This window comes from Streptococcus sp. CF7_Ac1-8, assembly GCF_024295435.1.
In the GTDB taxonomy this organism is placed as follows: domain Bacteria; phylum Bacillota; class Bacilli; order Lactobacillales; family Streptococcaceae; genus Streptococcus; species Streptococcus mitis_AP.
On sequence record NZ_JANCPI010000001.1, the window covers coordinates 53,840 to 68,444 of the forward strand.

Genomic DNA, 14,605 nt, shown 5'->3' on the forward strand with positions numbered 1-14,605 from the left:
ACTAAAGTTAACAAAATAAATCAAAAGGAGAGAATCATGAAAACAGTACTTGATATTCATGGATTGTCCAAAAACTTTGACAAACAAGCTATTCTTCAGGATCTTCGTCTAACGATAAGAGAGGGAGATATTTATGGACTTATTGGGAAGAATGGAGCTGGGAAAACTACCTTGATAAAAATCATTACGCAACTACTGTTTGCAGATAAAGGGACTGTTTCCCTCTTCTCTAGACAAACGGAAAATGAGTGGACCAAGGCTCTATCTAGAGTAGGTTCTGTTATCGAATCACCCGTAGCCCATAATCACTTAACAGCCTATCAAAATCTGAATTATTATTGTATGATACGCCATATTCCAAATGCTGATCAAGTAATTCGAGAAACGCTGGACTATGTAGGTTTGCCAGATACAGGTAAGAAAGTCTTTCGTGATTTCTCGCTAGGAATGAAACAAAGACTTGGTATTGCCATTGCCCTCCTATCCAAACCAGATTTCCTAATCTTAGATGAACCTATCAATGGTCTAGACCCAATCGGTATCAAAGAATTTCGACTAATGATTCAACGCCTCAATCAAGAACAAGGGATAACCATTCTCATCTCTAGCCATATCTTGTCAGAACTCTACCTCGTAGCTAATCGTTTTGGTATTTTAGATCAAGGCAAGATTATTCGTGAAATCAGCAAAGCTGAATTTGAAACACTAAGTGAGGATTATATTGTGCTTAAGACAGCTGATCAAGAGAAAGCTTGTCAAGTATTGAAAGAACAAATCCAGCTCCAGTTCAAGGTTGTTAATCCAGAAAATGAAATTCATATCTTTGGTCAGGAACAAGATGTCAAACAGATTCTTAAGGAATTAACCTTGGCAGATGTTGCCATTGACGAGATTTACTATGCCCGTCAAAACCTAGAAGAATACTTCACTCAATTGGTCCAATAGGAGGAAAATCATGATACATACCATTCAAGCAGACTTTTACCGTCTTTTCCGTTCCAAAGGATTCTGGATTACAGAGTTCATTCTCTTTGCTCTCATGCTAATGGGTGCAAGTATAGGAGCTACGGGTCATCTGATGGCAATCCAGACAGAAGAACCAGAAATTCCAACCCAAGGTTGGAACGGTGTGCAAGCTCTGATCAATGCATCTAGCAATGATTCAAACCTTGTTTTTCTCTGCATTATTCTAACATGTTTAGTTCTTGGGGTCGATCTAATCGGCAAGCTTTATAAAAATAGTTTGACAGTTGGCGTTTCTCGTACAGAGTTTTTCTTCGCTAAATCCTTTGTTCTAGCAAGTATCGCTCTCTTACAACTCATCGCCAGCCTTGTGATTGCTTTTGTTCCCTCAACTCTACTAAACGGACTTGGTACGATACCTGATGGTTTTGTTACTAATCTCCTCTTAATGATTTTCCTTCAATTTCTCTGCCTTCTCGCTTGGCTTTCGATTATTTCCTTTATTCTCTACCTGACTCATTCTTATCTTGCCGTATTTATTGGTTATCTGATTAGCTCTATCATCCTTTCTATGCCAATGATCATTTTTCCAAATATCAAATTTTTACCATATTTGTCCTTGCATTTTTCCTATGCTATGACTGCTAATAGTGAATCCATTTTCTATACCCTTATAGTTACCTTAGCTGTTATTGTAATCTTTAATCTAAGTGGACTGGCAGTTTTCAAAAAGAAAAGCCTATAAAAAATGACCTCCTCTAGCCTACAGAGGAGGTTTCTTTTTGTTAAAAATAAATGAAAACCGACAACCATTTCCCATCTGTGCTTAGTTTCATCTCTGTACCGAGAAGATGGCATAATTCCTCAGTGATATAAAGGCCTAAACCAGAGGATTCTTCCGTGTCTGATAGATTTTCAGAATAAAAACGATTACTGAGATTTTCTATTCTTTTGATGGGCTGTTTAACAAGGTTTGCAATCTCTAAGACAAGCTGTTCCTTTTCCTTTCTCAAAGATAGACGTGCTTCTTCCTTGCCATGTTTGAGGACATTTCCAAGCAGATTTTGTAAAATTCGATCCAGTAAATCTTCATCAGTCCTCATTTTTAAACCAGCTTCAACTTTAAAATCAAGCGTGATATTTGTCGCCTGAAAAACATCATAAAAAGCCAGAGTCTTTTTGGTGATAAAAGCTGAAAAATCCACTTCTTCCAGTTTCGGTTTGACAGCCCCTTCCATCAAACGACGATATTCTAGGAGAGCCTCCAAACGTTTAGAAACTAAATCAAGATGCTGGGCTATTTTTTGTAAGGTTTCTGATTTGTCTTCAGGAGTTTTTATCAATTGTTGGGTGTAGCCTGAAGCGATAGTCAGAGGCGTCCGAATATCATGGGCGATATTGCTGATGGCCATATCCAGAGTGTGCTTTTCCCTTTTCATCACCAACCGAGATTGTTCCACTTCTTGAAATAGATTTTCAATTTGCTGGTAGAGATGTAAAAAATGTTTGGAAAAAATGCTGACTCCGACTCTTTTCATACTACCTGTGAGAATCTTGTCTTCAATCTGTTGACTCAAGTTTTTAAGTGCTAGATGGTAGCGAATCAATGCAATCGATAAAATAATTAGGAGTGCCAGTAGGACAAAGATTATCATGTAGGTCATTGCTTGTCTCCTTTTAATCTTACCCCAACTCCCCAAATAGTTTCAATATATTCTTGATTTGGGTCAAGCTGGTTTAATTTTTTACGAAGATTGCTCAAATGCGTATTGAGAGTATTATCTCCAGGTAGATAGCTCTCATCCCAAACCAATTCATAAAGTTCTTCTTTGGTGAAAATTTTCTTAGGATGTTTGAGGAGAGTTTGGAGAATCAAGCATTCTTTCTTGGCAAGGCGAATCGTTTCCTGACTATTTTTGATTTCAAAACTTTCTGCATCAAACTGGATATTTTTCAAGTTTTGTGGTAGATTTTCAGTTTTTTCTACTTCCATAGGCTGTTTTTCTACACTTTGGCGTAATTGAACAGTAACTCTGGCAAAGACTTCGTCCAAATCAAAAGGTTTGACTATGTAATCATTAGCACCGTCTAAGAGGTATTGACTGATTAACTTCTTATCGCTCAAAGCCGTTAGCATAATGACTGGAATTTGACTTTGTTCCCTGATGGCTTTTAAAACCTGATCCCCATTTTTCCCAGGAAGCATGATATCTAGCAAAACGAGGTCAATCCCACCTTGGTCAAAACGCATGATTCCTTCTGTACCAGAAAAGGCTTGAATCACCTCATGCTCCTCAGTAAGAAGTGTTCTCAAAATTTCCTGAATGTCACTATTATCTTCAATAACCAATATCCTAGCCATAAATACCAACCTTTCTGCAACTATTATAGCATGTTTTAATGGTAAAACTTAAACAGAAAAGCTCCTCGCATAAAAGCGCGAGAAAGCCTTAGAGAGTTAAAATATAAAATCCGCTTACTAGACAACATAGTATTCTTGTAGTTGCTAATAAGAAGTTAGTCTAGCAGAATGAATCTCTCATTCCCCCCCAATTAGTTCGTAATTCGTTGATACATTTCGGGTCTTCTATCTCGAAACAAGCCCCAGTTTAGGCGTTCGCTTGCTCCCTTGTCTAGGTCATAAGTTGCTAACAGAACAGCTTCTCCTTGTCTTTCAGCTTGCTCTAGAATAGCTCCTGTTTCATCCGTTATAAAGGATGAACCGTAGAAGTCAAGACTGGAACTTTGTCCACCATTTTCCTCATTTGGAGTGACTTCTTCTAATCCATAACGATTGGCTGCAATAACTGGAACAATATTTGCTGCTGCGTGTCCTTGCATGGTACGTTGCCAATGGCCACAACTATCTGTATCCAAAATTGGCTCTGAACCGATAGCTGTAGGATAAAAGAGCAATTCAGCACCATTTAACGCAAGACAGCGCGCTGTTTCAGGGAACCATTGATCCCAACAGATACCGACCCCAATCTTAGCATAGCGAGTATCCCAGACCTTGAAACCAGTGTTACCAGGCGTGAAATAAAACTTTTCTTGATAATAATGATCATCTGGTATGTGGGTCTTCCGATAAACGCCCAGCACTTCCCCATCTGCATCAATGACAGCAATTGAGTTATACAAGACATTGCCATCTTTTTCATAGAAACTGATCGGTAAAACGACTTCTAGTTCCTTAGCAAGCTCCTTAAAATGCTGAATAGCTGTATTGTCTGTCACCGACTGGGCATGCTGGTAGTAGTCATACTGACGTTCCTGACAGAAATAGGGACGTTCAAACAACTCTGGTAAGAGAATGATTTGTACGCCTTGTTCTGCAGCCTGACGTACTAAACGCTCCGCTGTTTGAATATTTGTTGCCACATCCTTAGCGCATTGCATCTGGATGGCTGCAACTTTTACATTTCTCATCTTTTTCTCCTATTCTGGGATTTGTTGGGTGATACAGTGAATATTTCCACCACCTAAGAGAATATCTCTGGCTGGTATTCCGACAACTTTACGGTCCGGGAAACACTTACTGAGGATATCTAAGGCTACTTGGTCATTGACATCTTGAAACTGGGGAACAAGGACAACCTTGTTGGCGATATAAAAGTTTACGTAGGAAGCTGCTAGTCGTTCACCAGCGTATCGCTCTTCTTCTCCTTCTTCATAGATGTAGCCTGGCAAATCCTCTTCAGTTATAACTTGCTGAATAGCTGGAATTGGAAGTTTATGAATGGTGAAGTGTCGACCTTTTGCATCTGTTTCTTGCTCTAAAAGTTCGAGATCTGCTTTTGACATGACATACTGAGGATCGTTTTGATCATCTGTCCAAGCCAAAACAAGCTCTGCAGGACCAACAAAGGCTGCAACGTTGTCAACGTGTTCATTGGTTTCGTCCTGATAAATACCATAAGGAAGCCAGATAACTTTGTCAGCACCTAGATAGTCCAATAATCTTCTCTCAATTTTTTCTTTACTAAGATGAGGATTACGACCAGGACTAAGCAAGCAACTTTCAGTTACGAGAATGGTTCCTTGGCCATCGCTATGTATCGCTCCGCCTTCCAATACAAAAGGCTTGGCATCATAAACAGGCATTTCCAAGGTCTCAGCAAAACGACTGGCTACTTGGTCATCATCTTCATAATCTTGATAAAGACCATCAACAGCACCACCCCAAGCATTGAAAGACCAGTCTACTGCCAACTTTTCCCTTTTATCATTAAGGAGAATAGTCGGACCTGTATCACGCGCCCAGGCATCATTGGTGGGAATGTCTAAATAAACAACCTTGTCTCCAAGATAAGATTGGGCTTCAGATAGATAATCTTGCTCTACCAAAAGATAGACTCTTTCCCCTTCTGCTATGGTTTTGATAATCTGGCTAAATGCTGCTTTAGCAGCTTTTCCTTGAAAGGGCCATGAACCTGGTCGAGTCGGCCATATCATGAGGGTACCATGATGGGGTTCGTACTCTGCTGGCATGCGATAGCCTAATTTTTTGGGACTGTCCATCATGATAATCTCCCTTTAAAATCTTGATAGCCAAAGGCTTTGACTAAGCTGCAGTCTCCCTGTTCGTCCATGAGGTAGAGACTGGGCAATCCAATACCATTAAAGGTATTATTTTTAACAAATGAGTAAATAGCCATATCTTCAAAATAAAGTCTATCACCGATTTGGACTGGATTTTCAAAGCTATAATCACCAATCACATCGCCCGTCAGACAGGTATTAGAAGAAAGTCTGTAAGTATGGGCTTTTTCCTGTGCCTCAAAGCCATTTCTCAAAGGTGGACGATAGGGCATCTCAAGTACATCAGGCATATGGCAGGTCGCAGAGGCATCTAAAACCAAGATTTCCATACCGTTTTCGACAATATCCAATACTTCAGTTGCTAGATAACCAGCATTGAGCGCAATAGCTTCACCCGGCTCGATATAGACTTCAAGATTGTAAGTTTCTTGGATACGCTTGATTTCAGAAATCAGCAAAGTTATATCGTAGTCTTCCCTCGTGATGTGGTGTCCGCCCCCCATATTGAGCCATTTAATTTGATGTAAGTAGGGACCAAACTGCGCTTCTACTGCTTTCAAAGTTGTCTGTAAATCATCTGCTCCCTGCTCGCAAAGGGTGTGAAAATGAAGTCCATCCACCAAATCCAGCAAATCACTCGGAATCTTGTCTAGAGTAACTCCAAAGCGAGAACCTGGTGCACAAGGGTCATAGAGCGCGTGATCTCCTTGAGTTGAACACTGAGGGTTGAGGCGTAAACCAACACTGACACCAGCCTCCCGACAACGAGCCCCATGCTTGCGCAACTGTCTCTCTGAGTTAAAGACGATATGGTCCGTTATCTCTAGTAATTCCTCCAAGTCTGAATCCTTGAAAGCAGGTGCAAAGACATGGACTTCACCAGGAAATTCTTCCCTAGCTAGCTTGGCCTCATATAGACCACTAGCCGTCGTACCAGATAAATACTGGCTAATTAGGGGATAGGTTTTGTAGAGAGAATAAGCCTTTTGAGCTAGCAAAACCTTGCAACCAGCTTCTTCTTGAACATATTGTAGAATGCGACAATTTGCTTCTAACTTGGCTAAGTCAATGACATAGGCTGGTGTTGGTACTTGTTCTAACTTCATCAGTCCACCATTTGTGGATTTTCAACCACAACCCAAGGTAAACCATACTCATTTAAAGCTTCCATGAATGGATCTGGATCTAACTCTTCAAGGTTATAAACTCCTGGTTGTTTCCAAGTGCCATCCATAACTAATTTTGTCCCAATCATGGCTGGAACGCCTGTCGTGTAAGAAATTGCTTGTGAACCAACTTCTGCATAACATTCCTGATGGTCGCAAACATTGTAGATGTAGATGGTCTTTTCAACACCGTCTTTGACACCTGTAAAGATACATCCAATATTGGTTTTACCAACCGTGCGCGGTCCAAGGCTGGCTGGATCTGGAAGCAAGGCTTTTAAGAATTGAATCGGAACGATGTCTTGTCCATTAAAGTTAATGGCATCCGTACGAAGGAGACCAACATTTTCAAGACATTTCATGTGCGTCAAGTAAGATTGACCAAAAGTCATAAAGAAACGAATCCGTTTGACACCTGGAATGTTCTTGGCCAATGATTCGATTTCTTCGTGGTGAAGGAGATACATGTCTTTTTGTCCAACTTGAGGGAAATCGTACTCGCGCTTGATAGACATGGCTTCCACTTCGACCCATTTTCCATCTTCCCAATAAGAACCCGGTGCTGAAACCTCGCGTAGATTGATTTCTGGGTTGAAGTTTGTTGCAAACGGATAACCGTGGTCACCACCATTACAGTCTAAAATGTCGATATAGTGGATTTCATCAAAATAGTGTTTGAGGGCATAGGCTGAAAAGACACTAGTCACACCTGGGTCAAAACCTGAACCAAGGAGAGCGGTCAAGCCTGCTTCCTTGAATTTCTCCTGATAAGCCCATTGCCATGAGTAGTCAAAGTAGGCTGTAAAACCAAGTTCCTTGCAACGTTTCTCATAAATAGCACGCCATTCAGGGTCTTCTGTATCCTCAGCCTCATAGTTGGCTGTATCGATATAGTGGACACCTGTAGCCAAACAAGCGTCCATAATGGTTAAATCTTGATATGGTAAAGCTACGTTCAAAACAGCTTCTGGTTTGTAGCTTTCAATCAGGGCAATCACTTCTTCTACCTTGTCAGCATCAAGAGCAGCTGTCTCAATCTTTGTACTTGTTTTGCCTTCTAGCTTCGCTTTCAAGTCATCACATTTTGACTTAGTACGGCTAGCAATCATAATTTCTTTAAACGTTTCGCTATCTTGGCAAATCTTTGAAATAGCAACTTGGGCAACGCCCCCACATCCAATAACTAATAAACGACTCATTTTTTTCCTTCCTCTTCTTCTAAAATGTCCTCAACATACTTGGGCAACATAAAGGCCCCCACGTGTAAGTTTGCAGTATAGTATTCTGTGAAAAGCTGGCGTTTTTTCCAGCCTTCCTTGTCAAAATCTTTGACAGGGTGGTATTTTTTCGATGCAAATCCAAACAACCAATAACCAGCAGGGCTGGTTGGGATATGGGCTTGATATACCCGACTAATTGGAAAGGCTTGATTGACCTTGCGGTGCATGCTTCGGCAAGCCGACTCATCCTCATCAAAGAAGGGACTCCCATGCTGGTAAATCATGATACCGTCTTCTTTCAAGGCTCTGTAACTGTTCCCGTAAAATTCCTTGGTAAAGAGCCCTTCCGTATGTCCAAAGGGATCTGTCGCATCGTTGATGATAATATCATAGTCATCTTCGCAGTTTCGCAAAAAGCGTAGCCCATTTTGGTAGTAAATGGTAACACGAGGATCGTCTAGCCCTGCAGCAAAATCTGGGAAATACTCACGACAGACTTCAACCAACATCTCATCTGGTTCCACAATATCGATTTGTTCCAATTCTGGATAGAGAGTTAATACTTGGGCAACACCGCCATCGCCACCCCCAATAACCAAGACTTTCTTTGGATTGGGATGCACAGCCATGGGAACATGAACGGTCATTTCATTGTAGACAAAATCATCAGCATCTGAGAACAAGACATGCCCGTTTAAAATCAAAATCTTTCCAAAAGCTGGTGTATCCAAGACTTCGATATCCTGCCATTCACTTTTACCAGCGTAGAGTTGCTTGGCTGTTCTCAGGGACAATTTCACATCTGGAGTATGAACTTCAGAAAACCATAAATCCATCTAGTTCTCCTTTCTCTTAATAACGTTGATGTGATTGACCTCAGTATCTTCCGTCCCTTGGAGGGAGCAACCACGTTCCTTGGCAAATTGGATATAATCGACAATTTCTCGTGTAATGCGTTCACCTGGAGCCAAAATAGGAATCCCTGGAGGATAGCACATGACAAATTCCCCACAGACTTGTCCAACAGACTCATCTAAGGTCAAACTTTTTCTCTCTGAATAGAAGGCTTCCTGAGGAGATAACACCAACTCGGGCTGAATATATTCTCCAGCTATCAAGTCCTTCCCATCTCGTGAATAGAGTCTCTTGATATCAGCCAAAGCACCGACTAAGCGCTCGATGTCTTGGATACGGTCACCGATTGAAATATAGGCCAAGATATTACCAATATCACCAAACTCGATCTGAATGTCGTATTCGTCTCGTAGGAGGTCATAAACCTCGATACCTGTTAAGCCAATACCCTGAGTGTAAACTGACAGCTTGGTCACGTCAAAATCGCAAACCGAAACACCGTCTATTAACTCTTTTGAGTAGGCATAGTAGCCACCGATAGCATTGATTTCACGACGAGCGTACTCGGATAGCTCAATAACCTTCTCAAACGACTCTTTACCACGAAGGGCCAAGTTGCGACGTGAAATATCCAAACTAGCCATCAACAAATAAGAGGCGGATGTTGACTGGGTTAGGTTGATTATCTGACGAACGTACTCAGGATTCATCTGCTCCCCGATAAGCAAAATGGAGCTTTGGGTCAAACTCCCACCAGACTTATGCATTGAAACTGCTGCCATATCAGCCCCTGCATCCATGGCAGAAATTGGAAGCTTATCAGTAAAATGCAAATGCGCTCCGTGGGCTTCATCAACTAGGACCTTCATCCCAGCAGCGTGGGCCATCTCAGTTAATCCATTTAAATCTGAACAGATTCCGTAGTAAGTAGGATTGTTAATCAAAATGGCCTTAGCATCTGGATGGTCCTTTATGGCCTGGGCTACTCGGTCATTTTCAAGACCTAAAGCGATACCAATCTTAGGATCCACACTCATCTCGATATAGATGGGAATAGCACCACATAGAACCAGCGCATTGATAGCAGATTTATGGACATTACGTGGCAGAATAATCTTATCTCCAGCCTTGCAGGTTGACAGAATCATAGTCTGCACCGATGAGGTTGTTCCCCCTATCATTAGAAAAGCATGGGCTGCTCCAAAAGCATCCGCAGCCAGCTCCTCTGCATCCCGAATAATCGAAATGGGATGGCCCAAATTATCCAATGGTTTCATCGAATTAACATCAATGCCTACACATTTTTCTCCTAAGAGTTCGACAAGTTCTGGATTTCCTCGTCCACGCTTGTGACCTGGAACATCAAAGGGAACAATCCTTTTCTTGCGTAACTTCACCATGGCCTCATAAATTGGGGCCTGGTTTTGATCTAACTCTTTCAAGACATACTCCTTTACCGTATTTTTAGCGCTTCAAGAAGACGAAGGCGACTAAAGGTTGACTCATGAAAAAAGAGCAGGTTTTCACCTGCTCTGCAATCTTCTGACGTTTTTATGTTTGTTTCTGTTGAGTATGTCTGTTCCCGATGTTTCCTAACTCTCTAGTAGCAAATATTACGTACTTTATTGATCGTTTCACAAGATGACGTGTGCTTTCACCACACTAAAAATTTATGAATTAGGACAAGTGTCCTAACATCAACTTATAAAAGTAGGCTTTTAACCCTATCAATAATGTGGCTTTTCAACCACGCTTCGGCATTCAACCCTGCCTGTCCGTAGGCATTTTTTACTCGGGTTTATATTTACTAGAAAACATCATCTCATTTTCTAAGCTTTATTACTATATCATGTTTTTAAAAACTTGTAAAGCGTTTTACGAAAAAAATATAAAAAAGTTCGCAAAATGTTTGGATTTTATTTGATTTAATACTAATTATTTTCTTGTAAACGATTATAAAGTGAACAAAATGATTTTCATATTTAATTTAAAATTTTTTATGCAATTCTATACTCCTTACATTCGGTGTTTGATTTATCAGAAAAAATGCTGAAATTTCTACATCATTAAAATCGTGCAACTTTTTTCAGATACTTTTAAAAGATTGATTTCCCTATATTTTTCCTTTATACTGGATAAAAAGGAGAATAGTATGTCAGAAACAAATCACGAAATTGATTCAAATTTTGCAGGTCGTTTAAATATCCTGCGTGCGGGTGTTCTTGGTGCTAACGATGGTATTATTTCCATTGCTGGTGTGGTTATCGGGGTTGCTAGTGCTACGAGCAATATCTGGATTATCTTTTTATCAGGATTTGCAGCTATCTTAGCTGGTGCCTTTTCAATGGCTGGTGGAGAATATGTATCCGTTTCAACTCAAAAAGATACTGAGGAAGCGGCTGTTGCGCGTGAGAAACTCTTGCTAGACCAAGATATGGAACTAGCCAAAAAATCCCTCTATGCTGCCTATATCCAAAATGGAGAATGTGAAACCTCTGCCCAACTTCTCACCAACAAAGCCTTTTTAAATAATCCGCTCAAGGCTTTGGTAGAGGAAAAATATGGGATTGAGTATGAAGAGTTTACCAATCCTTGGCATGCTGCTATCTCTAGCTTTATTTCTTTTTTCCTTGGTAGCTTACCACCAATGCTTTCAATTACCATTTTCCCAAGTGAATACCGCATCCCTGCTACTGTCCTTATCGTCGGCGTGGCCCTTCTTCTCACTGGTTACACTAGTGCCAAACTTGGAAAAGCACCAACTAAAACAGCTATGATTCGGAACCTTGCTATTGGCCTATTGACCATGGGAGTTACCTTCCTGCTCGGTCAACTTTTCAGCATCTAGAATACAAGAAATACCTCGATTTTGAAGTCGAGGTATCTTTTTTACATTTGCACAATCTTGCGATAGCTTCTAGAAGTAATCATAAAAATCAAGACATAAGCGATAAGGAAGATAGCGCAGATAGACAAGGTCACAGTCAACATCATAGTCGTATCTATTACACCAATCACTTTTAAAATCAGACTAAGCATATGGTAGGCAAAGGCTAGATGTATGAAGGCAAAAAGCAAAGGAAGGAAGAAAACAGTTAAAACCTGTTTGTTGATGGTTTGCTTGATTTGCTTTTGATCTAAACCAACTTTCTGCAAGATAATAAAGCGTTCACGGTCTTCATAGCCTTCAGAAATTTGTTTGTAATAGATGACCAGAACGGTTCCGACCATAAAGATAATGGATAGGAAAATACCAATAAAGAAGACACCACCAAAGAGGGCACTCATCTGAGAACTAGCATCTGCTAGATTGCTACCATAAACATAGCTACCTTCCGTGTTTAATTGTGCATTAAATTGATCGAGGTATTTATCATACTCGTCAGCAACCTTGAGTTGTTCTTCTTCACTGGCATTTACATTCATACCACCGTAAAACTGATTATAGATAGCCGAATCTGGGAATTGGTCCAAAAAGGCTTGTAAATTAGGTACAACAAGGTAATTGTAATCAGCAGTCAAAATATTAAACTGATTTGGGACATGGTTCACAATAAAATCTGTATTAAATTCTTCTTTTACAGAAAATTGATGGTTATTTAGAGTTAGAGCTTTTTGTCCTTTAACTCCCTCATTCTTTGCAAAGAGTCCGACCTCATTTCCTGATAGAGACAGTTTTTGACCAGTCATATTTTCATAATCTTTTTGGTCAAATACCATGAAAACTGTTGTAGGTTGAACACGATTTTGTCCTTTTTCAAAAAGGGTTAACTTGGTTCCTTCTTGGTTCGCAACACCAAAGTAAGTGTAACGAAGCACTTCTTTCTCTTTTATCTTATAACCTTTATCACTTGCAAACTGGCTCAAGAGTTTGTCCAAATCTTCTTTTTCAACATTTTGCCCTGAAACCCCAAATTCATGAGGATTTAGAACTTTTTTAAAGGATTCTGAGGCATTGAAAATACTAGTCGCTGCAGACATGGTTACCAAAACCATTGTTGATAAAATAGCTATAGTTGCTAGTCCAACCGCATTTTTCTTCATACGGAAAATCAAATTAGACACTGAGATAAGATTATTTGGTTGGTAATAGTATTGTTTGTTTTTCTTTAAAATTTGTAGGAAAACGGTAATCCCTGCATTAAACAAGAGATAGGTTCCAATTATAACCAGCAAAACAGCTAGGAAGAAAGTTGTTAGGGCTGTGAGAGGATCTTTTACCGTAAGGGCAAGATAATAGCCAATTCCTAAACTAATGGAACCAAGAATAGTTTGGAGAGGTAGGAAGCGACCTTTTTTCTCACCACTAGCTTTCTCACGAGAGAGCTGGAGAGCATTCATACGGGCGATTCGAAGGGCATTCAGGAACATGAGGCCTAGGAAAATCAATCCGAAGACAACAAGTACTGCAATGACAACTTTCATCTGGAAGGTAGCGACCAGTTCAACCTTCAACTTCATTAGTTTGAGTAAGAAGGCGAAAATCAACTTGTCAAACAAGGCTCCAATACCGATACCCGCTCCAACAGTTAGCATTCCAAATAGCACCAACTCCTTAAAGGTCATACTGATCAGATGACGCTTCTCCAAACCCAGCATGCCATAAATCCCCAGTTCCTTGGAACGGTTTTTCATAACAAAACTATTGGCATAAAGGACAATAATGGCTGACGCAAGTGTGACAATCACCATACCAAATCCTAAAGTAGCTTGGATAGTTTCCCCTCCACGAATTTCTGCAATCTTGGGATTGAAGGTTAGGGAATAAAAGAGATAGGTGACGGTGACTGCTAAGAGAACAGCCAGTGCAAAGGGATAGTAGAGTTTGCGGTTTTTAATCAAGTTCGATACCGCTAACTTATTGGTTAATCGAAACATACTAATTCACCTCGCTTGCCATGACAGTCAAGGTATCAGAGATCTCTTGGAACATCTGACGTTCTGTCTTCTCTCCACGGTAGATTTGGTTGTAAAGAATGCCGTCTTTGATAAAGAGTACACGTTTAGCTCTGCTAGCTGCTGCTGTTGAGTGGGTTACCATAAGAATGGTTTGGCCACGCTCATTGATTTCATCAAAGACATCAAGTAAGGCTGCAGATGACTTGGAATCAAGGGCTCCTGTTGGCTCATCCGCAAGGAGAATTTCAGGTTCTGTGATGATGGCACGAGCTACTGCTACACGCTGTTTCTGCCCTCCTGAAATCTCGTAAGGGTACTTCTCTTGTAATTGGTTGATTCCCAGATTCTCAGCTGTCACCACCAATTTCTTCATCATCTCCGTAATAGGTCTTCTTGACAATACAAGTGGAAGCAAGATATTATCCTTAACAGACAGAGTATCTAGCAAGTTAAAGTCTTGGAAGACAAAACCCAATTTTTCACGACGGAAGCTAGAAGCCTGTGAATTTTTAATGGTTGCGGTGTCAGTTCCGTTCAGATAAACCTGTCCACGACTTGGTTTATCCAGCATAGCTAGGATATTGAGAAGAGTTGATTTACCAGAACCAGACTCACCCATGATGGCAACGTAGTCACCCTTTTCTACGGTAAAGTGAATATCCTTAAGGGCCTCTACTTGGTTGCCCTGAAAACGAGTTTTATAAATTTTTTGAACGTGTTTTACATCTAAAAGTGTCATGAGAATCTCCTTTCTTAATATCCCATCAAATGAAATGTTGCTTGCATCATAGCGCATCCAAGTTGAACACGCTCGATATCTTTGTGACTTGGTTTTCTAGTTTTCTTCTGTAAGATTTGTTTCATGATGTTACTCCTTTGTTCTTTATGAGTCTAGTTTACATCAAAAAAAGACTGCTTGCCATAACCTAACCTTACAAAAGAGACTTTAATCTTACATTT

13 protein-coding genes are annotated in these 14,605 nt (G+C 40.3%); 3 read left to right on the plus strand and 10 right to left on the minus strand.

What is annotated here, in order from left to right:
• The first annotated feature begins 36 nt into the window (after nucleotides 1-36).
• Nucleotides 37-945 carry an ABC transporter ATP-binding protein gene (locus tag NMM26_RS00185; RefSeq protein WP_254753755.1) on the plus strand — a complete coding sequence of 303 codons (909 nt, stop codon included), beginning with the start codon at nucleotides 37-39 and terminating at the stop codon, nucleotides 943-945.
• Nucleotides 946-955: 10 nt separating this feature from the next.
• Nucleotides 956-1,708, plus strand: a complete 753-nt coding sequence (locus NMM26_RS00190; protein ID WP_254753756.1) for an ABC transporter permease — start codon at nucleotides 956-958, stop codon at nucleotides 1,706-1,708.
• Between the two features lie 40 nt (nucleotides 1,709-1,748).
• On the opposite strand, the gene NMM26_RS00195 is transcribed toward NMM26_RS00190, so the two are convergent.
• The 8 genes from NMM26_RS00195 to NMM26_RS00230 all read right to left on the minus strand — a co-directional run bounded on the left by NMM26_RS00195 (nucleotide 1,749) and on the right by NMM26_RS00230 (nucleotide 10,188).
• A complete protein-coding gene (locus tag NMM26_RS00195) occupies nucleotides 1,749-2,627 on the minus strand; it encodes a sensor histidine kinase KdpD (protein WP_254753757.1) in 879 nt (292 codons plus the stop codon).
• Nucleotides 2,624-3,325 carry a response regulator transcription factor gene (locus NMM26_RS00200; RefSeq protein WP_254753758.1) on the minus strand — a complete coding sequence of 234 codons (702 nt, stop codon included), beginning with the start codon at nucleotides 3,323-3,325 and terminating at the stop codon, nucleotides 2,624-2,626. The genes NMM26_RS00195 and NMM26_RS00200 overlap by 4 nt, the downstream gene beginning before the upstream one ends.
• 191 nt (nucleotides 3,326-3,516) lie before the next feature.
• Nucleotides 3,517-4,392 carry an N-carbamoylputrescine amidase gene (gene aguB, locus NMM26_RS00205; protein WP_254753759.1) on the minus strand — a complete coding sequence of 292 codons (876 nt, stop codon included), beginning with the start codon at nucleotides 4,390-4,392 and terminating at the stop codon, nucleotides 3,517-3,519.
• Nucleotides 4,393-4,401: 9 nt separating this feature from the next.
• Complete coding sequence (aguA, locus tag NMM26_RS00210; protein WP_254753760.1) at nucleotides 4,402-5,487, minus strand: agmatine deiminase; 1,086 nt, start codon at nucleotides 5,485-5,487, stop codon at nucleotides 4,402-4,404.
• Complete coding sequence (gene nspC / locus NMM26_RS00215; protein ID WP_254753761.1) at nucleotides 5,484-6,611, minus strand: carboxynorspermidine decarboxylase; 1,128 nt, start codon at nucleotides 6,609-6,611, stop codon at nucleotides 5,484-5,486. The genes aguA and nspC overlap by 4 nt, the downstream gene beginning before the upstream one ends.
• A complete protein-coding gene (locus NMM26_RS00220; RefSeq protein ID WP_254753762.1) occupies nucleotides 6,611-7,870 on the minus strand; it encodes a saccharopine dehydrogenase family protein in 1,260 nt (419 codons plus the stop codon). Before NMM26_RS00220 ends, nspC begins: the two co-directional genes overlap by 1 nt.
• Nucleotides 7,867-8,727, minus strand: coding sequence for a polyamine aminopropyltransferase (gene speE, locus NMM26_RS00225; RefSeq protein WP_000366713.1), 861 nt, complete (start codon nucleotides 8,725-8,727; stop codon nucleotides 7,867-7,869). The genes NMM26_RS00220 and speE overlap by 4 nt, the downstream gene beginning before the upstream one ends.
• Complete coding sequence (locus tag NMM26_RS00230; RefSeq protein WP_254753763.1) at nucleotides 8,728-10,188, minus strand: aminotransferase class I/II-fold pyridoxal phosphate-dependent enzyme; 1,461 nt, start codon at nucleotides 10,186-10,188, stop codon at nucleotides 8,728-8,730.
• 710 nt (nucleotides 10,189-10,898) lie between these two features.
• On the opposite strand from NMM26_RS00230, the gene NMM26_RS00235 reads away from it, so the two are divergent.
• Nucleotides 10,899-11,594, plus strand: coding sequence for a VIT family protein (locus NMM26_RS00235; RefSeq protein WP_254753764.1), 696 nt, complete (start codon nucleotides 10,899-10,901; stop codon nucleotides 11,592-11,594).
• Nucleotides 11,595-11,635: 41 nt separating this feature from the next.
• Here the strand turns inward: NMM26_RS00235 and NMM26_RS00240 are convergent, their stop codons facing one another.
• Nucleotides 11,636-13,624 carry an ABC transporter permease gene (locus NMM26_RS00240; RefSeq protein ID WP_254753765.1) on the minus strand — a complete coding sequence of 663 codons (1,989 nt, stop codon included), beginning with the start codon at nucleotides 13,622-13,624 and terminating at the stop codon, nucleotides 11,636-11,638.
• Nucleotide 13,625: 1 nt separating this feature from the next.
• Nucleotides 13,626-14,384: an ABC transporter ATP-binding protein gene (locus NMM26_RS00245; protein WP_000173358.1), complete on the minus strand. Its 759-nt coding sequence runs from the start codon at nucleotides 14,382-14,384 to the stop codon at nucleotides 13,626-13,628.
• Nucleotides 14,385-14,605 lie beyond the last annotated feature (221 nt).